Annotated in this window: 15 protein-coding genes; 10 read left to right on the top strand and 5 right to left on the bottom strand. The window is 70.4% G+C overall.

The features are described 5' to 3' along the window. The first annotated feature begins 50 nt into the window (after positions 1-50). The 7 genes from ACWENQ_RS09615 (at position 51) to ACWENQ_RS09585 (ending at position 14,545) form a co-directional block, all read left to right on the top strand. The gene (locus tag ACWENQ_RS09615; protein ID WP_452413807.1) at positions 51-935 is read left to right on the top strand and encodes an SseB family protein; all 885 of its coding nucleotides are present in this window, start codon (positions 51-53) and stop codon (positions 933-935) included. Then, positions 932-1,321 carry a hypothetical protein gene (locus tag ACWENQ_RS09610; RefSeq protein ID WP_452413570.1) on the top strand — a complete coding sequence of 130 codons (390 nt, stop codon included), beginning with the start codon at positions 932-934 and terminating at the stop codon, positions 1,319-1,321. Before ACWENQ_RS09615 ends, ACWENQ_RS09610 begins: the two co-directional genes overlap by 4 nt. A gap of 115 nt (positions 1,322-1,436) precedes the next feature. Next, positions 1,437-1,841, top strand: a complete 405-nt coding sequence (locus tag ACWENQ_RS09605) for a YbaB/EbfC family nucleoid-associated protein (protein ID WP_449921874.1) — start codon at positions 1,437-1,439, stop codon at positions 1,839-1,841. After that, complete coding sequence (locus ACWENQ_RS09600) at positions 1,838-2,185, top strand: hypothetical protein (RefSeq protein ID WP_449921876.1); 348 nt, start codon at positions 1,838-1,840, stop codon at positions 2,183-2,185. The genes ACWENQ_RS09605 and ACWENQ_RS09600 overlap by 4 nt, the downstream gene beginning before the upstream one ends. An 87-nt stretch (positions 2,186-2,272) precedes the next feature. Further along, positions 2,273-13,423: a WXG100-like domain-containing protein gene (locus ACWENQ_RS09595; RefSeq protein WP_452413568.1), complete on the top strand. Its 11,151-nt coding sequence runs from the start codon at positions 2,273-2,275 to the stop codon at positions 13,421-13,423. A gap of 35 nt (positions 13,424-13,458) precedes the next feature. Continuing rightward, the gene (locus ACWENQ_RS09590) at positions 13,459-13,986 is read left to right on the top strand and encodes a hypothetical protein (protein WP_452413567.1); all 528 of its coding nucleotides are present in this window, start codon (positions 13,459-13,461) and stop codon (positions 13,984-13,986) included. Further along, positions 13,979-14,545, top strand: a complete 567-nt coding sequence (locus tag ACWENQ_RS09585; protein WP_449921880.1) for a hypothetical protein — start codon at positions 13,979-13,981, stop codon at positions 14,543-14,545. Before ACWENQ_RS09590 ends, ACWENQ_RS09585 begins: the two co-directional genes overlap by 8 nt. Here ACWENQ_RS09585 and ACWENQ_RS09580 read toward each other — a convergent pair. Then, positions 14,542-15,378: an LLM class flavin-dependent oxidoreductase gene (locus tag ACWENQ_RS09580; protein ID WP_452413565.1), complete on the bottom strand. Its 837-nt coding sequence runs from the start codon at positions 15,376-15,378 to the stop codon at positions 14,542-14,544. The two genes, ACWENQ_RS09585 and ACWENQ_RS09580, sit on opposite strands and share 4 nt — an antisense overlap. Positions 15,379-15,448: 70 nt before the next feature. Between ACWENQ_RS09580 and ACWENQ_RS09575 the strand changes: the two genes are divergently transcribed. Then, complete coding sequence (locus ACWENQ_RS09575) at positions 15,449-16,501, top strand: aldo/keto reductase (protein ID WP_452413563.1); 1,053 nt, start codon at positions 15,449-15,451, stop codon at positions 16,499-16,501. Here ACWENQ_RS09575 and ACWENQ_RS09570 read toward each other — a convergent pair. Both ACWENQ_RS09570 and ACWENQ_RS09565 read right to left on the bottom strand, forming a co-directional pair. After that, complete coding sequence (locus tag ACWENQ_RS09570; protein WP_452413561.1) at positions 16,476-17,045, bottom strand: MFS transporter; 570 nt, start codon at positions 17,043-17,045, stop codon at positions 16,476-16,478. The genes ACWENQ_RS09575 and ACWENQ_RS09570 overlap by 26 nt on opposite strands. 46 nt (positions 17,046-17,091) lie before the next feature. Further along, complete coding sequence (locus tag ACWENQ_RS09565) at positions 17,092-17,523, bottom strand: Lrp/AsnC family transcriptional regulator (protein ID WP_354915941.1); 432 nt, start codon at positions 17,521-17,523, stop codon at positions 17,092-17,094. 112 nt (positions 17,524-17,635) lie between these two features. Between ACWENQ_RS09565 and ACWENQ_RS09560 the strand changes: the two genes are divergently transcribed. Further along, positions 17,636-18,460 (top strand): tryptophan 2,3-dioxygenase, encoded by an 825-nt coding sequence (locus tag ACWENQ_RS09560; protein ID WP_449921887.1) that lies wholly within the window; start codon positions 17,636-17,638, stop codon positions 18,458-18,460. A 146-nt stretch (positions 18,461-18,606) separates the two neighbouring features. Here ACWENQ_RS09560 and ACWENQ_RS09555 read toward each other — a convergent pair whose 3' ends face one another. Then, positions 18,607-18,918, bottom strand: coding sequence for a hypothetical protein (locus ACWENQ_RS09555; RefSeq protein ID WP_449921888.1), 312 nt, complete (start codon positions 18,916-18,918; stop codon positions 18,607-18,609). 1,043 nt (positions 18,919-19,961) lie between these two features. Between ACWENQ_RS09555 and ACWENQ_RS09550 the strand changes: the two genes are divergently transcribed. Then, complete coding sequence (locus tag ACWENQ_RS09550; protein ID WP_354915620.1) at positions 19,962-20,192, top strand: hypothetical protein; 231 nt, start codon at positions 19,962-19,964, stop codon at positions 20,190-20,192. A gap of 1,023 nt (positions 20,193-21,215) precedes the next feature. Here the strand turns inward: ACWENQ_RS09550 and ACWENQ_RS09545 are convergent. Beyond that, positions 21,216-21,716 (bottom strand): MarR family winged helix-turn-helix transcriptional regulator, encoded by a 501-nt coding sequence (locus ACWENQ_RS09545; RefSeq protein WP_354915617.1) that lies wholly within the window; start codon positions 21,714-21,716, stop codon positions 21,216-21,218. Between the last annotated feature and the right edge of the window lie 19 nt (positions 21,717-21,735).

Raw genomic sequence — 21,735 nt, 5'->3', positions numbered from 1 at the left:
TTCCCAGGTAAGGCCTGGGGCATGCGAGTTGGGAGCACGCCTTGGCTAGGGTGATCGTCGTGCGGAACCCGTCCAGTCCTTTCGAGGAAGCGCTGTGGGCCGCGTTCGAGGCGGGTGCGACGGCCCTGTGCCTGAGCCTGCTGAAGGACGCCGACCTGGCGCTGCCCATCTCCGTGGCCGCCTTCGAGGGAACCGAACCGGTCGCCTGGCCGACCGCCCGCGACGGTGACCGTACCTGGATGCTGGCCTACACCTCGGTCGAGGCGATGGTCGCCGCCAGTGCCACCTTCACCGAGCATCACCGGGTCGTCTCGATGCTCGAGCTGGCGGCGGGCTGGCCCGACTCCCGCTGGGGCCTGGCCGTCAATCCCGGCCTGCCCGTGAGTTTCCTCCTGGAGTCGGGTACGGTCGCCAGGCTCGCCGTCCCCACCCTTGTCCAGGACCTCGCGCTCGCCCCCCGGTCGGGCGTGCCGGTGATGCAGAAGCTGTTGCGCCCCTCCGACATCCACGACCTGCTGTCCGGCGGCGAGCCGAGGGTCTCCGGGTACTGCCACCACGCGCTCGACGTCTCGCACATCGCCACGCCCGCCGTGCTCGCCGAGGCGCTCGGGCAGCCCGACCTCGTCACCCCCGAGGGCGTGCTCAACCTGCTGCGCTGGCGTCCCGTGGGGCTCGACCTCTACCGCACGCCGTACGGCGGGGTCGACGAGGAGCGCCGCGACGCGGTCGCCGGATGGGTGGTGGAGGAACCGCCCTTCGTGGGGCTCGGCCTGGTGCCCAACCCCGACCAGGTCATCCGCGAGTACAAGGTGTACGGCGTCGGCCTCACCCACGGCGCGGAGATCTGGGAGCTGAAGCACGACGGGATCGAGCGCAGGCGCGCCGTCTACCACGGCGACCTGCGGCGCTGGTTCCTGGTCGGGCGGCGCGCATGACGCCGTCCCCCTACCGCGCCAGATGGCGGGGCGCCGACTACCCGGCCAGCCCGGAGGCGTCCGCCCTGGAGGTCTGGCTACGGCTGCGCCGCGAGGATCCGGCCGAAGGCTTCACCGAGGTCGAGCAGGGCTGCCATGTCATGACGGTTCCCGCCGCCGAGTGCGAGGCCGTCTGGTTCGTCACCACGGTCTGCACGTGGCGCGGCACGGAGTTCATGATGCTCGCCGAGCGTGACGGCGAGGTGCTGCTGGAGTACCTGGGCGGCTCGGCGCCGGAGGCGGTGGCGCTCGGCATGGAGCGGGTCGAGCGCGGGGTCTACCGGCGCTGGGTCACCCGTGATGACGTGGGAGAACTCCAGGAGCGTGCGGTCCCCCTCCAGCTGTGAGGCCGTGTGACACATGAGCAATTTGCGGGACATCTTGTCGGATGATGTTCATGTGCCGGAAACTAGCGTGTAACACGTACGCTGCTGGCGCGCGTGGTGGGGCGAGGGGGGTGACATGGAGTCCTTCGGCGAACGAGACCCCGCGGGCCTGCAGGCCTACGCGGACGAACTGCGCGCGACCTTCATGCGGCTCCAGGAGGACGGCGCGGAGCTGCACGCCAAGGCCAAAGCCGTCCAGGTGAGCGCGAAGTCACGCGACGGTCTGGTGTCGGTCACGGTCGGCTCGCGGGGCGAGCTGATCCGGCTCGACATCGACCCGCGCATCTACCGGCATCCCGACGCCAGAGGGCTGGCCGACACGATCACCGAGACGGTGCACCAGGCGGCCGCCAAGGCGCGCGAGCAGATCATCGAGGTGTTCTCCCCGCTGATCCCGGCCGATCAGATGGAGGCGCATCTCGAGGGCGACCTCGAGACCGTGCTGGCCCAGCTGGCCGACCAGATGGGCGGGAGACGATGAGCTACCCGTACGGCGTGGACCTCGTCAGGCCCATCACCTACGAGGGGATCACGCAGTGGTCCGACATGGCCGGCGAGATGGAGAAGGACCTGCCGCGCCTGGTGGACGAGCTGCGGCAGGCCCTGGCCACCGAGCCATGGGGGTCCGGCGCCGAGGGCAAGGCCTTCTACGCCAACCACTACCAGGGTGACGGGCCGACCAAGCTGTTGGATCGGTGCTCGAACTTCCCCCAGCAGTTCGCCGACGCCGGCGACCGGGTGCGCGAGGGCGTCGAGAACCTGTTCACCACGGACGCGACGATCGCCTATGACATCGGGACGGGCGAACGGGTCCGGGAGGTCTGAGACGAGAAAGAGCGCGACGGCGAGGGGCCTGACGCGCGGTGACGAACAGTCGGACGGCTGACGGGGGACGGTGTGGCAAGCGGCGGCGTGGAGGTTCAGGGCCCAGGGGGTCGGGCCACCAAGCAGGACGTGGTCGTCGTCATCGACAGGGACGTCCGCCCGGCCTGGGAGACGGAGTCGCTGCCCGACTGGGTCAACTACTGGCTGATCCCCATGCTGTCGGCGGGCCAGAAATGGCCTGAGGCCAGCGAGACCGGATTGTCGAAGCTGTCCCAGGCCTACTACAACCTCGCCACGGGAACGAGCCGGTATCCCGAAGCGGCGGGCCGCGCCGCCAGGGCCATCGTGGCCGGTTGTTCCGCGCCGTCCACAGCGGAGTTCGTCGGCAGGGCGCGCGAGCTGTGCGGCAACCCGGCAGGCACGACGGCCGTGACGAACGAGTCGATGAGCCGCGCGGCCGAGGCCAGCAACTTCGCCGTCGAGACGCAGTACTCCAAGCTGTCCATCAACGTGGCCTTCTGGGTCACCGTCGTGGCGATCGCCATCGCCCTTCTCGTCGCCTTCTTCACCGCGGGCTCGACCGCCCCGTTCGTCGGCCCGTACGCGGCGGCGGCACGAGCGGCGATCACCCGCATCCTCGTCAGGCTCACGGCGATCGCGAGCCGCGCGATCGGCCCCAGAGGCGTGGCCATGCTGGCCGCGCTGAGCGGACCCACCGGCCGTGCCGCCGTGCTCAGATTCCTCGCCTCCCCCATCGGCAAGGAGCTGGTCGAGGAGATCGGCGAGGAGTTCTTCATCGACGCCTACGCCCAGTGGGAACAGATGCAGATGGGCACGCGGACCGAGTGGGACTGGCAGAAGTCGGGTGCCGCGGTCGTGGGCGCGGGCGGCGGCGCCGTGATCGGCACGAGGCTGGCCGGTCCGATGTCCCACATCACCGACCACGTGCCGGGCTTCGCGGGGCGCGCGCTGAACACCGGTCTCACCAACGCCATCGCCTCGCCGTTCGGCAGCATGATCGCCAACACCCTCGTCTACCGGCAGTGGCCGCCGGAGAACCCGTTCACCCTCGACGCCATGGTGGGCGGCTTCATGGGCGGCGCCGGACGTGCGGGAGTGCCGTTCCTCACCGACACCACCATCAGCCCTTTCAACCCCGACGTCTACACAGCGGTGCTGCACCCGCTGTCGACCCTCGCCAGCGCGAGCGACCTGGCCGCCGCCGCCGACCTGGCCCGCTCCGGCCAGAACCCCTCCGGCCCCGCGGGCAACGGCCCGACGGGCAACGGTCCGACGGGCAACGGTCCGACGGGGAACGGTCCGACGGGGAACGGCCCCGACCCGTCCGGCGACCCGTCGACGGGCGGGCCGAACATGACGGGATCGGGCGGGACCTCCACGACCGGCTCGGGCGGTACGGCGGGCAGGACCGGCCAGGCGGGCACGCAGCAGGGCGGGTCGTCGTCCACCGTGGCCGGCGGGGAGGGCACTCGGAGGGGGTCGAGCACGACCTCGACCGACCCCGACAACCAGGTCGTGGTCACCCCGGAGGAGGAAGAGGAGCAGACGCAGCCGGCCGGTGACCCGACCACGCAGGCGACGCGCCCCTCGGCGCAGCAGCCTGACCCCCAGGGCCGGTCCCAGCAGCCCTCCACGGGCGAGCAGAACCAGGCGTCCGAGCCGCTCACCCAGGGAGACCCGGACACCGCCCAGAACCCCACGGCCCAGAACCCCGACCCCGGCCAGACCCCGTCCAGCACCCAGAACCCCGACACGGGCCAGAACCCCACCACGGCGCAGAACCCGGACACCGGCGAGACCGGCGAGACCGGCGAGAACTCCGGCACGTCCCAGAACCCCGACGCGGCCCAGAACCCGGACACCGGCCAGGACCCCGCCGTCCAGCCCACCGCGGCGACCGGCGAGCAGGCCGGCACCGGCCAAGCCCAGACGTCGGAGTCCGGCACCACCACGACCGCCGCCACGCCGTCCGCTCCCACGGCGCAGCAGCTGGCGGCCGCGGCCGCCGCGCGCGAGGCCGCCGCGCCCGCCGCCGCCCGGAAGGCGATCGACGAGGCGCTGTTCCACGTCGCCCCGGACGCCCTGTGGCTCCAGAACGGCGACGTGCGCCTCACCGATGTCACCGGCCGAACCGTCACGATCTCCGCAGAAAAGATCAACAGCGCCAGGAGGGGGCTCCGGGCCAACGCCAAGGACGGCATGCCCGAGGAGGTGCTGCGCGTGAACGCGGCGGCCTGGCTGGGCGCCGAGATCGCCGGGCTCGCCGGCCGGTCGCGGTCGAACGGCGCGGTCGACGCGCTCGAACAGCTCGCCGAGCTGTCCGAGCCCAGCCGCGCCGCCGCGACGAAGGCGATCTCGGATGTGCTCGCCGGCAATCCCGACGCACGGCTGAGCGCGCTGATCGCCGATGATCCGGGGGCCGGGGACGGCTTCATGCGGCCCGGCTTCCACGACGACTCCGCGGCCGACGTGGCCACGAAGGTGCGGGCGCTCGATCCGGAGACGGCCAACGCGCCTCAGGCCCCTCCCGCCGCGCCCACCACCCGTCCGGGCCCCAGGACGTCCAGGACCGTCGTCGACACGACGTTGACGGCCGATACCCGGCCGCCCTCGCAGGCCGACCTGAACGACGCCGAGGTCAAGGCCCTCGTCGACGGTGAGGCGGTGAAACCGTCCGACCTCGGCAGGGGCGTGCGCTCCATCGTCTGGTCGGCCGGCGGTCCCCAGCTGCGCGTCGAGATGGACGGCCGGCCCACGATGCACTTCCGGCTCGTGTACCCGTCGTCGGCCTCGGGCGGTCATCCCGCCGTCGTGCTGAACTCGGGCACCGAGAGCGACCCTCACGTCCTGCGGCTGTCGGGACGGCTCGGCTCCGAGCTGGTCTCCGTCACGCTGGTGCAGTACCTCACGCATGCGGCGCAGGAGCTCGACGCCGTCGCCGTGGAGCCCAGCCAGGGCCCCATCAGGGGTGTGCTGAACCGGCTGACCCGCCGGGGCGACGCCGAGACCAGCCAGGCCGCGTACGTGGAAGCCCGGTACAACGAGCACCGCCACCTCGCCAGGCGTTGGCTGAACGCGTCGAGCCAGAGCGAGCAGGAGGCGCTGAAGAGGCTGATGGACGCGGTGGCCGCCGACCTGGCCCAGCGCGGCGAGACGGCACCCACGCCACCGTGGATCGCCGGAGAGCAGGGTGTGCTCCCCCCGGCTGCCCCCGTGGCGGAGACACCGCTCGCCGAGGCGACCAGGCTGGCGCGCGGACAGGCCGACTCGCTGTCACGCGCGGTGGCGGGCCTCGAGGCCCGGATCAAGGCGCACGCGGAAACGGCGAAGAAGGCGAAGGAGGCGAAGAAGAAAGCTCTCGACGACGCGAAGAAGGCGGACGGGCAGCGGGACCAGTTCGCGAAGGAACGCGCCCGCAAGGCTCGCGCCGAGGCGGACAAGCAGCAGGAGATCCAGCGTCGCCACGAGCGGATCATCAGGGCCTACAAGAAGGCGCTGACAGCGGCCCGGACCGTCCAGGGCGACTACGCGCGGCTCGCGGAGAGCCTGCACCAGCTGACCGGCGCCGACCCGGCCGCGGTGACGGCCGCCAAGAGCGAGCTGGCCCAGGCGGCCGAGGACGCGAAGAGGCGCGTCGAGGCCTACAAGGAGGCCCTGCTGGCGGCTCTGCCCGCTCCCGACGCCGTCGCGAACTCGATGGCCGAGCAGCTGCCGCACATGACCAGACTGACCCAGCGGATCAACGCGGGCATGCTGGCTCAGGGGATCGACGAGCAGTTCACCGTGGATGATCTGCACCGGGCACTGCTCGGGCAGTGGAAGCAGCTGATCTCGAAGGAGGGCGTGGTCCTGCGGGTCGGCGTGCTCTCGCAGGGTGAGGTGAACGTCAAGCTGACAGTCGCCGAGCTGATCGAGGTGATAGGCCACTGGGCCAGATCCGGCCAGATGATGTTCGGCCGCCTCCCCCAGGGCGGTCTGGCGATCGCGGCGGAGATGGTCCGCACGGTGACCTACAAGATCGGCGGCAAGCTCGCGGGCCTGGTGAAGGTGATACCGGGTGTGGGCTCCCTCGTGAAGCTCTTCAGCCCCGGTGGGGAGCTGAACTACGGCCGGAGCCGCTCGACGAGCGGGAACGCCCTCGACAACGTGGTCGGCGGCGCCGTCGAGGACAACAGAGGCGAGGCGACCCCGTTCAAGGGGCGTGGCACGTACACGGTGCGCATCCGTACCTCGCCTCAGGAGGGCTGGGTCACGCTCGACCCGGTCGACAGCGGCACGAGTAACGATCTGTCCGAGCTGCACGTGTGGATCGGGGCCTCGCACACCGACCGCCCGGTACGCAAGCCTGTCACGCTGGCCGAACTCGAGGCCCGGCACCCGGCGCCGGCGAAGGCCAACGGCGCGCCCGCCGGGCAGACCGGGGACACGCGCACGTTCCCCCCGAGCGTCACTCTCAACGCGACCGGGGCGGAGGAGCTCATCGACGGCGCGATGGAGAGGCTGGGCAAGAACGCCGGCTCGGACACCCTGCGGCAGCTCCGCAACTTCGTGTCCGAGCAGTGGCCCAGCGAGATGGCCGACGCCGTCAACACCGGCATCCAGGGCAAGCTCTCGCACAACGGGCGCGAGGTCGCACGGGTCGAACTGCGGACCGAGCCCGACTACGAGTCGGCGCGGTTGGCGGGAGTCCCCAGTAACGAGCGCTGGAAGGAGGACCTTGGTGTCGCGGTCACCAACTCGAACGGTGGCCAGTCGTCCGGGTTCTCCAGCGGCGGCTCGGTCGGCATCGGCCGCGCGTTCGGGTGGCTGGCCGGCCTGCTGCAGAAGCTGAACCCGAAGGCCAAGTCCTCGTGGGGCGTCAACGCCAACTACGGCCGGTCGCGGTCCGAGAGCGTGAGCGCCGGAGGAACGGCCTACAAGCCGGTCGTCGACCGCAGCATGGCCCACCACCAGGACGTCGTGCTCAAGCACAAGACCGTGCTGGTGATCACGATGATCGAGGGCGACGACCGCCTCGATCCGGTCGAGACGACGGGCGAGATGCAGATCGTGGCCACCGAGTCGGAGGCGGCCCGCGCGGGCATGCCGTTCGACCCCGCCGCGGTGGTGCTGGGCGACGACAAGCAGCCGCTCAGGAACGCCGACGGAGAGATCGTCCTGCGCGACGACCCGCAACAGATCGGGCCGAAGACCGGCCAGGAGGCCCGGCCGATCTGGCAGGGCGACCAGGAGCACCAGTTCGCCGACGCGGGCTTCGCGCTCGTCAAGGGGGTCACCAACCTCGACCGGACCCTGTCGGACGCGATCACCGCGCTGCGCAGCCTCGGCCTCCTGCCCACCCCCGTTGACGGCGAGCTGATCTACTCCGAGGACGAGTACGAGGCGGCCGCCCAGCACACCAACCAGATGGAAATGGAGCAGCAGGTCCGCGACCTGAACGTCAAGACCCGGCTCAACCAGGCCATCCACCAGGGCATCCTCATCCCGCTCGTGCGCAACCACGCTGGGGAGAGCACCCAGATCTTCACCCTCGAGCTGAAGATCGGCCTGGACGTCACGACGACCACCCTGGTCGCGCAGGATTTCAACCAGGCCATGGCGCTGCTGTACATCGGGTCCGACACCAACGTCGTGTCGGCCGGGCACGGGCATTCAGGGGGTCTGAGCGGCGAGGTGAGCGCCGCGCACGAGCCCGGCGAGAACTCGGCCGGGTTCAGTTTCAAGGCCCGCCTCGGCGCCGCCCTCGGCGGCGGCACGAGCTCCGGGTCCGCCAAGGGCGACACCGGCAACGACGTGTTGCTCCACGAGCTGCTGACCGACGGGAAGACGGAGACGGAGGGCACGGTCACCGCCACCCTCCGCAGCGGCGACAGCGAGCCGGTGGTGCTGTCCGAGCACGAGACGACGGTCAGCATGGCGGTCCCGACCGCCATGCTGGCCGACCCCAGCAGACCTCCCGGACAGTGGCAGGCCGCCCCCGCCGAGCTGATCGACAACGCGACGATGCACCACGTCGACACGACCGGCCTCCTCCCGGCGGCAAGGAGACTGTTCTCGCGGTTCCTGCGCTGGGGCACGAGCGCGCTGCATCACGTGGCGAACTTCCTCGGCCACCACAACGTCCTGTCTCACGCCGTGAAGGGCGGCTCGCCGTACACCACGGGCTTCGCCGTGAACTCGCGCAGCTTCAACCAGGGGCGGCGCTGGTTCCGCCTGCCCGGCCCGTCCCGGGCTCGGCTCAGCCTCGACTGGAAGCCGGGAAAGGTCCGCGCCCTGGGGGCCCACGAGGGCGTCATCGCGGACATCTTCCTTCAGTTGGAGAGCCTGAACACCACCTTCTCCGCTTCCGCCAACGGGTCGGTCAACGTCGGGGCCGGCGTCGGCTACCAGAACGGAAAGGGCGCGAACGGCAGCGCCAACGCCGGCTGGGGCAAAGCCGGGTCGATCGCGCGCTCGATGTACCAGCTGCTGATCTGGGGCAGGGAGCGGCTGGCCATCGACATCGGCGTCCAGCACTACTTCCAGGCCGACGGGCAGTTCTCGATGAACGCGTTCCCTCCCGGCTCGGTCACCCCCGTCGGTGAGACCGTGGACGGCTCGGCCATCTTCTCCGTCCCCGAAGAGGTGAGCCTGCGCCTGTACGCCGAGGGCAAGCTGCAACTGCCGCCATGGATGACGGCCGACTCGGTGGAGCGCTGGCTCGACGACAATCTGGAGCTGGACCGGACGGTCGCGGTTCCGCTCGTGCAGCGCTACCTCATGGAGCTGCGGACGCTCCCGGCCGACCAGCGGCCCGAGCTGGCCGACAGGCACACGCGCGAGGCACTGGAGAACAAGCTCTCCACCCTGCCCGGTCTCGCGGACATGATGGCGGCGCCGGACGGGCACCGCCTGTCCGCGGCGGCGGCACTGGCCGCCAAATCCCGACGTGTCAGGTTGGTCAACCATCTCGCCACGAAGATCGGCGACTCTCTGATCGAGAACGTCGTGTTCTCCCGCGGCGGCAAGCGCGTCAACCTCCTCGAGCAGACCATGGCCCACCTGGCGCGGCTGGCGCCCGGTGTCCTCGATGCCGACGCCCCCGCTCCCGACAAGCTGTACGGCTCGCTGAACGGCAGGCGCTGGCGCGGCAAGGTCGACAACATGACCGGCCGGTTCGGTTACCACACCGCGTTCACCATGAGGACGGGCCGCTTGGGCAGGACCGAGCGGTTCAGGGTGCGGATGCATCTGAATCTCGACCCCGACTCCGTCCAGGATCTCGGCCGCACCAAGACGAAGGTGCCCCTCGGACAGGACTACTCCTACAAGCAGAAGGGGTACACGCTCTCCAGCGGCCGCAACCGCGGGGGATCGGTCGACGGCGGCGGCGCGAACGCGGTCGGTGGCGGGAACGGCTCGGTGTCGACCGACAAGAACCGGTCCACGTCGAGTTCCTCCCACATGCAGCAGACCACGGTCGAGCGTTTCGGCGGCCCGGCCGACATGCACAGGCTCCTGCAGAGCGGTCAGCTGACCGTCACGATGGAGCGCTTGCCCTCGCGGTTCCGCTGGTTCGGCCTCAGGCGCGCGGGGCGCAGGGCGGCCGACGCGGTGCTGCATCCCGAACGCGCCACGGAAACCGAGTTCACCGTCGACCTCGAGATGGTCCGCCTGGTCGAGAGCACCGAGATCCGCCCCTACGAGGAGGGCGCGGTGCCCGAGCTGGACGGCGCCCGGGATCCGCGCTCGTTCCCGCTGCCGAACGCGACCAAGACCGAGACGATCGAGCAGGACGGCTCCCTGTACGACAGCCTGCGGGCCGCCGTGGCGTTCCGTCATGGAGAGGCCGCCGCGCGCGAGGTCGAGGACCAGCTGCAGACGATGACCGACGACCTGACGCTGATCGCGCTGCTGAAGCGGATGACCGCCGGGGAAGGGCTGCTGATCGGCGAGGTGAACCCGCGCAGCGCGAGCGGCCTGGGCCAGGAGGTCACCCTCCAGGCCAGGACGTTCAAGAAGGGTGTCGTGGTCGGCGTCCTCGAGGACAGGGAAGGCGGAGACGTCCAGCGGTTCCAGCACGAGTGGTCGACGACGGTGAGCACGGGCACGATGCTCCCGCTCGGCAGGGGCGCAGGCGGCAGCCACGGCCCCTCAAGCGTGTCGGCGGGCGTCTCCAGCGGTGAGCAGGCCACCGACCGCTACACGGTGGGCAGGGGAAGCCGCGTCGAGCACACCACGTACACGCGGGGCAGGCGGCTCAAGGTCGCGTTCGAGGTGGCGTTCGACGCCACGCTGACGGAAGTCGGGCGAACGGTGACCGGCCGCCGGGTTCGCGGCCCTTCCGAGTTCCTCCCCGAGGCGGGGACCGCCACCGTGGTCGTCGAGATGTTCGAGGGCCAGTTCAACGCCATCAACGCGGCCATCGAGGCGGGCGTGCCTCTCGGCGCGGGATGGGTGTTCGCCGTGCCCACCTTCGAGAACGACCCGATCGTGTGGCAGGGGCAGGTCACGGAGGAGGCGCCGTGGCGCCTGCTGAACGAGGCGCGCACGGTCGCCTCGCGCGGCAGGCCCGTCGTCCTCGACCAGGTGGAGCCGGACGGCACCCTGCGCAGGTACCTGCTCGACGACAACGGGGTGCACAGCCTGCCGACGGATCCGAACGATCCCGAGGCCCTGCTCGTCGCGGCGGACAACGGCTTCGCCGAGGCGTTCGGCACGCTGCCGCAGCCGCTGCTCGACCTCGCCATCGAACACAATCTCCCGCTGCGTCAGATCTTCTTCGCCTCGACGGTGGAGGGCACCCTGTCCGACAAGGTGCGGGCGGAGCTGGAGGACCGCGGCGTGCCGTACGCGGAACCCACACCGGCCTTCCCCGCGCAGCCGGCGGAGGAGACGCCCGCCGTGGATCCGGCGATGGCAGGCAGCGACGTGGGCCAGGGCGGCGTCAGCGTCCAGTCCGCGGTCTCCGCCACTTCCCCTGCCATCCCCGGCACGCCGTACGATCCCTCGGCTCGCGCCGGGAGCGCCCCCCTCACCATGGACGACCTCAGGCAGCGGATACCCACGGCCGAAGAGCTGGGCGACGGCTTCGTCGCGGTGCGCCTGATGGCCGACGGCCGGACGTTGGAGGTGGCCACCGCGAAGCACGGGATCCTCTACACCCAGCTGAACGTCGGCGAGGTCGTCTCCGGCGACAACGCCGTCACGTCCAGGGGGACCGCGCCCGACGACCCGGCCACCACGGTGATCAACGAGCACGCCGACCCCGTCATCGTCAAGGCGACGGTGGCCCACGAGATCGTCCACCTGCTCCAGTGGGCGGCGGCCGAGCAGAACGGCGCGGGCCAGGGCGTGGTCAGAGGCTCCCTGCCCTCCGCCGAGCAGCAGGAGGGGCGTGACCACTGCCTGGAGCCGCGGCTCAGGGAGCACGCGGTCCTGTCCAGCGACTGGCGGCAGGCGAGCGACCCTGCGGTCCAGCTGCGGATAGCCCAGGCGATCGACGCGGTCGCCGCCGACATCGTCGCTCGCGGGCACCTGGCCCCCGAACCGCCGTGGGGCTCGGGCCCGCCGGTGACCTCGACGCCGGCCAGGGGCTCGATCGCCGCTCTCCTCAACACGGGGGCCGGTCCCGTGCTGGGCTCGGCCGCCACGATCGGCGCGTTCGACACGACGCCGACGGCCGCGGACGCCCTCAGCAGGATCGCCAACGTCGACTCCGTCACGGCCACCGGTCCTGGCCGCTTCGAGGTGAAGTGGCCGGGCGGCCAGTTCACGCTGGTGGTGTCCGAGGCCGACCTCGCGCCCGGCGAGGTGCGCTCCTACCCGCAGCTCGGCCGGCCTGGCGAGCTCGTGATCGAGGTGTCGCAGAGCGGCGGCAGGACCGTCACCACCGGTGTCGCGGCGCGGATCGCCGAGCGGATCGCCGAGCTGGAGGGGCTGCCGCCGGGCAGGACGATGGCTCGCGGCGCCGCCGACCCTCGCCTGGAGGAGAGCGCACCCGTTCTCGGCCGCGAGGACCTGGCGGTGCTGGCCAGGCTCAGAGCGAGGATCGAGGACCTGGCCGACGCCCCGCGGCTCGCCCGCCGCCAGCGCGAGGACGCCTTGCGCGCGCAGGCGGCGCGGGCGGGCCTGGAGCCCGGCACTCCCGGCGCCAGGACGCGGCTGATCGCGGCGGCCCGGGCGGGCCAGCTCAGCCCTGCCCAGGTCGACGCCATCCTCTCTCTCGTCGGCCACCAGCCGACCGCGGCGGTGAACGCGGCCGTGGCGGCCGTCGAGCGCGCCGCGCGGCGGGCCGGGGCCAGTGTGAGGAGGTACGGCAACGGCCTGCTCGACATCGTCATCCCGGGACACTCCCCCGTCGCGGTGGAGCTGACGGCCCACCGGGGGCTGCGTTCGGAGCCGTTCAGGGCGACCGTCGAGGAGCACGTCGCGACGTTCCAGGTGGCGACGTTCGGCTCGATCGGCGCCATCGAGCGGGAAGCCGCCGCGGCGGCGGTCGGCGCCATCGCCGCGCGACTGAACCTGCCGTCCGGTCCCGCCCTCCTGACGCGGGAGCCGGTGACCGGCGGGCAGGCCGTACTGACCACGGCGGATCACCAGAACATCGCCAGGCTGCGGGAAGCCGTCCGGCAGGTCGAGGCCGCGACGCCGCAACAGCGGCGCAGCAGGCTGCTGGTCCTGATCGCCATGGCCGACTCGATGGGCGTCGGACAGGACGGCCCCAACCGGTCTCTGCTGCCGCCGTCCCTGGTCGACTCCCTCGTCACGAGGGTGGACAACCGTCTGGCGACGCGGCAGGCCCAGCGGGAGGAGCGGATGGAGCAGGCCCGCAGGCGCAGCAACACCACCGGCTGGTACCCGCCGGAGGACGAGGAGGAATGCCTCTGCCCGCCGGACGAGGCCTGTGTCTGCGGGCGGCGTCGCGACGGCTCGGGAGGCGGGCCTGCGCCCGCACCGTCGGCGACGCCGGCCTCGGCTCCCACCCCGGCAGCCACCCCTTCAGCCACCCCGGCCCCGGCTCCCACGCCGACCCCGACGCCGACACCCACGCCGACGCCCGTGCGGCGGGTCGTCGGCAGCGGCGACTCGCTCGCGGACATCTCCGAGGACGTCTACGGTGACGAGCGCTACTGGCCGGAGATCTGGAAGCGCAACCGCGATCTGATCGGGCCCGATCCCGGCGCGCTGAAAGAGGGTATGGAGCTCGTCATGCCGGAGAAGGTAGGAGGTCCATGACGGCGGTGCATGATGGGACGAAGGAAAGGACGGCCATGCCATTCGCGGTAGCGCGCACGAGAGACGAGGCGCATCTCTACCTCGACCTGCACCCGTGCCAAAAGTGCGGTTCGGTCGAGACGACGTGGGCCACCAGCGTGGTGACCGTCGAGGGTGAGCTGGCCAGCCGCTACACGGGCACCTGCGAGGAGTGCGGCGCCGAACGGGAGTTCCTGTTCGGCCTGCCGCCACAGCCCGTGATGCCCGAGGGCTATCCCACCTTCGGCGGCCCCGAGCCCTCGCAGCTCCTCGACGCCGGCGAGTGGATGTGGGTGGCCGATCTGACGGCCGGCAACGTGCCCGTGGACGACCGGGCCGAGGCGCGCAGGACCCTGTCGATCGCCGCCGCGTCCGTCGCCGAGGTGCTGAAGTTCGTCGAGCCGGGGGCCGAGGAGGTGCCCGACTCGGCGTTCTGGTCCGAACGCGGCCTGAAGGTGCGCGCGGCCGAGCCCGGCAGGTTCACCGTCGACAGGTTGCAGGTCGTCAGAGACACCTACAGAGACCTGGTGAACGACTATGCCTGAGCTCGGCCTGGCCCGCTCGCTGGTGGAGGGCTACCTCTACCTCGATCTGGCGGCCCGGGAGGTCGGAGGGAACGCGGCGGAGCGGGCGACGCTGACCGAGGGCGAGGAGAGCTGGACCCTACGGCTCGACGGCGTCGAGGTGGAGGTGCCGTACCAAGGTGAGGCCACGGCCAGGCTCGACGAGCTGACCTTCGGCGAAGGGCGCTCCGAGCTGATCGACCCGGGTCAGTGGGTGTTCGTCGCCGGCACCTACGCGCGCCGTACCCTCAGCGAGAGTCTGTCGTTCACCGCGAACCCCGACGACGACGAGCAGTTCGAGAACGTCGCCGCCGGTTGGCAGTTCGCGGCCGACGCGATCGCCGAGGCGCTGAAGTTCCTGCCGCCCGGGGCCGACGCCGTACCCGCCGAGGCGTGCTGGACCCCCATGGGCAGGGCGCTGCACGAGGCGAACCCCGAGCGGTTCACCAGGCAGCAGCTGGAGAGCGACCTGCTCTTCTACCGGCAGAACCTGGAGGACTTCTGGCAGCTCCACCGGCCGGACGATGACGCCGCGTTCTAGGCGAAGCGGCTGACGACCTTGTCGAACACCGCGCGCTCCTCGGGCTTGGGCGCGTAGCAGACGATCTCGTCGAAGCCGATCGCCTGGTAGCGCTCCACCATCCTGGCGAAGGTGTCGGCGGAGGCCCACGGCGTGAGCGAGCCGTACGCGAGCAGGATCCTGCGCACCTCCCCCGGCTGCCGGCCGCGCTCGCCGCAGAGCCGGTCAAGGGTGCGGGACCGCTTGACCGACGCCTCATGGAACTCCTCCTCGGCGGAGGCTCCGGTGAAGGTCACCCACGCGTCGGCGTGGTCGGCCACCACGGCGAGCCCCTTCGGGCCGTTGGCGGCGACGATGAGCGGGATGCGCGGCTGGACCGGCGCGGGCGACATCGCCGCGCCGGAGTAGGGGTAGTGCGGGCCCTCGTGGTCGCGGGTGTCGCCCGACAGCAGCCGGTCGACCACGCCGACGAACTCCCGCAGGCGCTCGGCCCGCTCCCCCGGGTTCCAGAACGGCACCCCGGCCATGGCGTGGTCGGCGGGCCACAGGCCGGAGCCGATGCCGAGCTCGAAGCGCCCGGCCGCCACGTGGTCGATGCTCACCGCCTGCTTGGCCAGCACGGTCGGCCGCCGGTAGGCCATATTGGCGATCAGCAGGCCGACCCTGATCCGCGTCGTGGTGGCCGCCCACGCGGCGATGATCGTAGGCCCGTCGTGGACGGGTGTGGCGGCGTCGCGCGAGTTGAGCAGGTTGTCGCCCGTCCACAGGCTGTGGAAGCCCGACTCCTCGGCGATCCGCGCCCATAGGCCGGCTTCTTGCCAGGTGCCCGGGTTGACCTTGAGACCGAAACGCATGGGCCCACTCCATCTCTTAGGGTGTCGTCGTCCGGATCATCGGGTTTCCACCGAACGAAGGATAGTAAGCGTGCGTTACCGAACCCTGGGCGGCACTGGCATGCAGGTGAGCGTCCACTGCCTCGGGACCATGATGTTCGGCGCCGTCGGCAATCCCGACCACGACGACTGCGCCCGCATCGTCCACGCCGCGCTCGACCAGGGCGTGAACTTCGTCGACACCGCGGACATGTACTCCGCGGGCGAGTCCGAGGTGATCGTGGGCAAGGCCCTGAAGGGCCGGCGCGACGACGTGGTGCTCGCCACCAAGGTGCACTTCCCGATGGGCGCGGGCCCCAACAGGGGCGGCAACTCCCGGCGCTGGATCGTCAAGGAGGTCGAGGAGAGCCTGCGCCGCCTGCGGACCGACTGGATCGACCTCTACCAGGTCCACCGGCCCGACCACACCACCGACGTCGAGGAGACGCTGTCCGCGCTGACCGACCTCGTCCGCCAGGGCAAGATCCGCGCGTTCGGCTGCTCGACGTTCCCCGCCGAGGAGATCGTCGAGGCGCATCACGTCTCCGAGCGCCGCGCCCTGCACCGCTTCAGGACCGAGCAGCCGCCGTACTCGCTGCTCGCCCGCGGGATCGAGGCGTCGGTGCTGCCCGTCTGCCTGCGGTACGGCATGGGCGTCCTCACCTGGAGCCCGCTCGCCTCCGGTTTCCTGTCGGGCGCCTACCGCAAGGGCAGGAGCGTCGACCTGACCACCGGGCGTCCCGCGCTCACGCCCGCCCGCTTCGACCCCTCCCTGCCGCAGAACGCCGCCAAGTACGAGGCGGTGGAGCGGCTGATCGAGGTCGCGTCGAGCGTCGGCTGCTCGCTTCCCGAGCTCGCCGTGGCGTTCACGGTGGCGCACCCCGCCGTCACCTCGGTGATCATCGGGCCGCGGACCGTCCGCCATCTGGACGAGCTGCTGAAGGGGGCCTCGCTCGTCCTCGACGACGAGACCCTGGACCGGATCGACGAGATCGTGCCGCCGGGCACCAACCTCTACCAGCCCGACGGCGCCTGGCGGCCGATCTCCCTGGCCGACGCCGCACGGCGCCGCCGGCCGCTCAGGGAGCGTGCCGCGGCCGAGTAGCGCCGGCCGTGTCCGCCTTCGGCGCTCCGACGAACAACGCCGCGACCACCACGGCCGGCAGGACGTCAGCCAGGAAGACCCACCTGCACGAGAACATCTCGGCGACGTAGCCGCCCCACACGGGCCCGCCGACGTAGCCCACGATGATCGCCGCCGACACGGCCACGACCAGGGGCCACACCCTGGCCCCCTGGAAGGCGGCGACCAGGAGCACGAACCCGGCCCTGATCGCCACCGCGGCGGCCAGCCCCTGGACGGCTCGCCCGCCCACCAGCGCGGTGGCCTCGGTCGCGAAGGACGCCACGATCGAGGCCACGCCGAACACCGCGACCGCGGAGAGGAACACGCTCCTGCGCGCCTTCAGCGGGATCAGCACCCCCACGAGAGCGAAGAGATAGGCATCCGCCGCCCACCCGGCGGCGGACGGGGTGATGCCGTAAGCGGAGGCGATCGGTTCATCGATCGCGTCCATGACGGTCGCGTTCACCGCGAAAAGGAGCACGGAGAGCGTGAAGGCAGCAAGCGTTAACCAACGTCTGATCATGGACAGACGGTAGAAAAGGTAGCTTGACGATCACTTGCATCCCTGGTCAAGGCGCCGTGGCCCGCCATGGCACGGGGCTGGACAGCACCATCGAGCTGGACGGCGTGCCGTAGGCGGCGAGCCGGTCGATCAGCGACTCGAAGTCCTCCATCGTGGGCACCGCCACCCTCAGCACGCAGCACGCCCCGCCGGTCACCCGGTGCACCTCGAAGATGTCGGCCGAGTCGAGCGCCTCCGGGTGGCGCAGCACGCAGCCGGGCCCGTAGCAGGACATGGTGACCAGCGCGACCACGCTGCGCCCCGTCCGCCGGGGGTCGACGTAGGCGCGGTAGCCACCGATGACGCCCGACTCCTCCAGCTTGCGCACGCGCTCGGCGACCGCGGGCGGCGACAGGTGCACGCGGCGGGACAGCTCGCTGAAGGACAGCCGCGCGTCGGCCTGCAGTTCACGCAGCAACAACCAGTCCAGGTCGTCCACTTTCACTTCCGAAGGTGAGAACGGCGAATCCGCCATGGATGTGTGGGCAAACAGCCTAAGGACCGTTCGATCGGCATTCCAACCTCACGGTCGGCCGGGCAGGATGAGCCGCATGGAAGTCATGCCGATGACCGCTGTCCAACGGGACGAGAGAGCCGAGGCCAACGGCGGCGCTCCCACACTCGAGTTCGACCGTGGCGTGCCGTACGACCGGTATGTCCGCGCCAGCACGCTGCACACGCTGCAGCGGACGCTGAGCGACGACCCGGGCGAGATGTCCTTCCTGATGATCAGCCAGATCATGGAGCTCTACTTCGGGCTGATCCGCTACGAGCTGCGCGACGCGCAACGCCTGCTGCGCGACGACGACGTGTGGAACGCGCTCGCGCCGCTGCGCAGGGCCGCGCTGCACCTCGACGGGCTCAACGCGGCGTGGCGAGGGCTGCGCTGGATGACCCCCTCGGAGTTCAACCAGTTCCGCGACCTGCTGGGCGAGGGGTCGGGTTTCCAGTCGGCGATGTACCGGCACCTGGAGTTCACGCTGGGGCTCAAGACCGAGTCGGTGATCCGGCCGTTCCGGCGCCAGCCCGAGGTCCACGCCGAGCTGGTGGAAAGCCTGGAAGCGCCGTCGCTGTGGGACGAGGTGACCGCGCTGCTGGAGCGCCGCGGCCTGGTCACCGGCGGCGAGGGCGTGGTCGACGCCTGGGTGTCGATCTACGGCGACACCACGCCGGGCAACCACCTGCGCATGCTCGGCGAGGCGCTGGCGGACGTGGCCGAGGGCTTCGGCGACTGGCGGTACCAGCATCTGCAGGCCGTACGGCGCTCGATGGGGGCCAAGGCGGGAAGCGGCGGGTCGGCCGGACTGGTCTGGCTGGAGCGGAGCATGGCGCGCACGGTCTTCCCCGAGCTCTGGACCGCCCGCACCTTCATCTAGGCATCCAGACGCACGCCGCACGCCTGGCGGCCCGCCTCCGGATCTGGCGGCGCAGGTCTCCGCGCAAGGGGACGGCCACCGCATGATCTCGGGTGATCATGCGGTGGCCGGCTCTCATGTGCCCTGGCCGGGCGAGAGCGTGACGGTTAGTTCGGCGGCGTCAGGTCCCAGAACGCCTCGCAGTTGTCCGGCCACGCCGGGGTGTCGTCGTCATCGTCACCGGGCTCGGGCCACACCGTGCAGACGGCGTGCGCGATCCTGCCGTCGGCGTTCCGCACGACGACGTCGAGGTCGGGACCGGTGTTCGCCAGGGAGACGCCGACGACGTTGCCGGGGTAGTTCTCCACCGTTGACAGGTCGTGCCAGGTGGGCGTGGTGCGCGGGTCGCGGACGAGTGTCCTGCCGTCCGGGGTCACCGTCGCGACGAACTTGGCGCGCTTGACGAAGGCGGCAGCCACGCTGCTGCCTGGCCCGGCAGGACCCCTGTCGCCCTTGTCGCCCTTCGGGCCCCTGAGGCCCTGTGGCCCCCTGTCGCCCTTCGGACCCCTGGGGCCCTGCGGACCGCGGGCCCCGGCAGGGCATTTGCAGTGGCGATGACCGCGGTGACGGGAGCAGCAACGCCCGAACGTCTCCCAGGAGACGGTCGCCTGCACGGCTGCGGTCTGGGTTCCGGCGAGAACAGCGCTCGACGCACCCCACGCCTGAGCGGAGGGCAGGAGGAGGGCACCCATGGTGAGGGTGGCCAGCGTCAGCTTGCGAACACTTCCGCGCCATTGCGGAAGGCCGGTCTGTATCGTCATTTTTGTCCGTTTCGTGTCATCCAGGGCCTGCGAAGCAGCGAACTTCGTGACAGACCTGAGTAGCGGCGATCTACCCGGCACATGGACGGCTCAGGCGTGCCCGCTCCCCATATGACGTCCAAGACTCGATACTCAAAAAGAAAGACCGACATACCCCCGAAAACACGCTATTAGTCCCGCAGTCTCACTTTCTGGACTTATCCCTGCGACGGCTTGGGGTACTTCGGGGGTTTCGCGTGGAGGATTCGCGCGGGAGCCCCTGGGGAGGCGGAGTTCTATCCACTCGAACGACTCCTTTGCCAAGGGAGATGGCGGAGTGTCCGTCCTGGCGACTATCGCCCGGTTCCCGGCAGGATTCCGCCGATTCCCTGCGCGCACAGGGTTTTTGCGAGACTCGCGCAGTCAACGCGACACCAGAAGGAGGTCAGCAGGCCGGCGACGCTCTCCTCTGTGACCCGCTTTCCGCTGCCCAAGAGAGGCCAAACAAACAACTGCCTTTTCTCGAAAGAAGGCAAGGAATGTTCCAGCCAAGTGCCCCTGAGGCTACCGAAAGAATACTGACCCTTGGCCCGCGGAGGACGAGACTCTGCTTGAAAGCCAGCATCGAATAGCCCATTATGATTGCCGAGCGCTTTGGTGCTCTGCCAGAAACAACTGACGGCAGCGGTAATCCGCAGGCCATCTCAACGGAGGACACAAACATGCTTCGTCGCATTCTCATTGGTGCCGCGATCGCCAGCACCGTCTTCGCCGGCTCGAGCGTCGCGCACGCCGACTACACCAAGCCGGAGAAGGACAAGGAGCTTGAGTGCTCGCAGGTCAACAACGCCACCGGCGGTCTCATCGGCGGCATCCTGGGCAACGTCCTGAACCTGAACAACACCCAGGTCGCCATCCTCGCGATCGCCGAGCAGGAGAACTGCGAGGACTAGTCCGGCGCTCGTTGGACGCGAGATTGTTCTGACACTATCCGTCCCATTGAAACGAATTGCACTCCCCCCTTATGACGCAGTTCTTTCGAGTGTCAGCTGTGCGGTCCGCTTCTCGGAGCGGGCCGCCCATCGCGCCCAGCAGGGCACGAGGCTGGTTCCGCCGTTTCCCGACGGCACACTCCTGGGCGGGCCCCAGGCAGTCCAGGAAGTCCAGGAATGGTGGACAACGCTCCGCAGCGATTCGCCATCACCTGAAAAGGTTGTCAGCGAGTCCGTCCCGCGTGGGTTCTCCGGTTATCTGGTCGCGACCTCAGACGTCGCCGGAGACCCCTCTGCGGGGCGGACCGCTCCCATGTTTCCCCGCCTGACCAGCGGCGCGTAGGTCACGAACCCCGCCCGGTCGCCAGCGCAAGCACGATCCTCTCCCCGTCGACGGCGATGCCCGCGTGCGCGTGGCCGGAATCCGCATGTCGCCGCGCCTTTTCCCGATCCGGGCCCGTCCGTTCCGCCACCGCCCCGCGAATACGGCATGCCCGGCATGAGCGGCACCGCATTCGTCGCCCGGTCGCCGGCTTCCCGCTCACCGGCTTCCCGCTCGCCGTATCCGCAGCCCAGGCAGCCGGAAAGCAGCAGGCCCGCGCCGCCACCCAGGTCCTGACCATTCGATCCACCTCGCGACGATTGCTCTCCCCAACCATCCACGCGACACTCGGTGCTTTTGTCGCCGGCCGGTGGAGAATTGTCGAAAGAATGCGGGTTCCTGTGCCGTCTTGACGCTTCCGGGAGGCGTGCTCGATCTTCCGCTGGGCACGGGAAAGCGAATGGTTGACTCTTTCAGAGATACTTGTGGCGCGCCACGAATGACCGTGGAATCGAGCAGTGAGATAGGTTATTTTTTTCTTGTCCACCGAAGGGACGGCAGCCTTGCCCGTTCGGTTCTCAACGGGCAAGGCTCTGTCCGCTCCACGACCGTCCGGCGGACCGCTCTCCCCCCGGCGTCCCGGTCCTTGACCCTCCCCGCGGTCAGTCGATCGAGGTGTCGCCCATCGACTCGAGCACCACGCGCAGCAGCCCGCACAGTTGCTCGCGCTGCTCGGGGGCGAGGGCGGCCAGCATCCGGGCCTCGTTGGCGACGTGCAGCCCGATCAGCTCGTCGACGAGCGCGTACCCGCGAGGGGTCAGCCTGATCCGCACCGACCTGCGGTCGTCGCTGTCGCGGATGCGCTCGACGAGCCCCTTGGCCTCCATCTTGTCGATCCTGTTGGTGATCGCTCCCGAGGTGACCATCGCCGCCTTGAGCAGCGCTCCCGCCGTCAGCTCGTACGGCGGGCCGGAGCGCCGCAGTGTGGCCAGCACGTCGAACTCGAAGTTCTCGAGCCCGTGCTCGGCGAAGAACTCCTTGAGCCCGTGACCGAGGAGCCTGGACAGCCGCGAGATCCTTCCGACGACGCCCATGGGCCAAACGTCGAGGTCAGGCCGTTCCCTGCCCCACTGCGCGATCACCGCGTCCACTGCGTCACTCATGCCCTGTCCTCTCAACGGA

The organism is Nonomuraea sp. NPDC004354, from assembly GCF_053602555.1.
This window is presented reverse-complemented; position numbering and strand designations above follow the sequence as displayed.

Excerpts from the sequence above, each read along its gene's own strand:
- ACWENQ_RS09610 (WP_452413570.1), top strand. The coding sequence starts at position 932 with ATGACGCCGTCCCCCTACCGCGCCAGATGGCGGGGCGCCGACTACCCG.
- ACWENQ_RS09605 (WP_449921874.1), top strand. The coding sequence starts at position 1,437 with ATGGAGTCCTTCGGCGAACGAGACCCCGCGGGCCTGCAGGCCTACGCG.
- ACWENQ_RS09600 (WP_449921876.1), top strand. The coding sequence starts at position 1,838 with ATGAGCTACCCGTACGGCGTGGACCTCGTCAGGCCCATCACCTACGAG.
- ACWENQ_RS09590 (WP_452413567.1), top strand. The coding sequence starts at position 13,459 with ATGCCATTCGCGGTAGCGCGCACGAGAGACGAGGCGCATCTCTACCTC.
- ACWENQ_RS09585 (WP_449921880.1), top strand. The coding sequence starts at position 13,979 with ATGCCTGAGCTCGGCCTGGCCCGCTCGCTGGTGGAGGGCTACCTCTAC.
- ACWENQ_RS09580 (WP_452413565.1), bottom strand. The coding sequence starts at position 15,378 with ATGCGTTTCGGTCTCAAGGTCAACCCGGGCACCTGGCAAGAAGCCGGC.
- ACWENQ_RS09570 (WP_452413561.1), bottom strand. The coding sequence starts at position 17,045 with ATGATCAGACGTTGGTTAACGCTTGCTGCCTTCACGCTCTCCGTGCTC.
- ACWENQ_RS09560 (WP_449921887.1), top strand. The coding sequence starts at position 17,636 with ATGGAAGTCATGCCGATGACCGCTGTCCAACGGGACGAGAGAGCCGAG.
- ACWENQ_RS09550 (WP_354915620.1), top strand. The coding sequence starts at position 19,962 with ATGCTTCGTCGCATTCTCATTGGTGCCGCGATCGCCAGCACCGTCTTC.
- ACWENQ_RS09545 (WP_354915617.1), bottom strand. The coding sequence starts at position 21,716 with ATGAGTGACGCAGTGGACGCGGTGATCGCGCAGTGGGGCAGGGAACGG.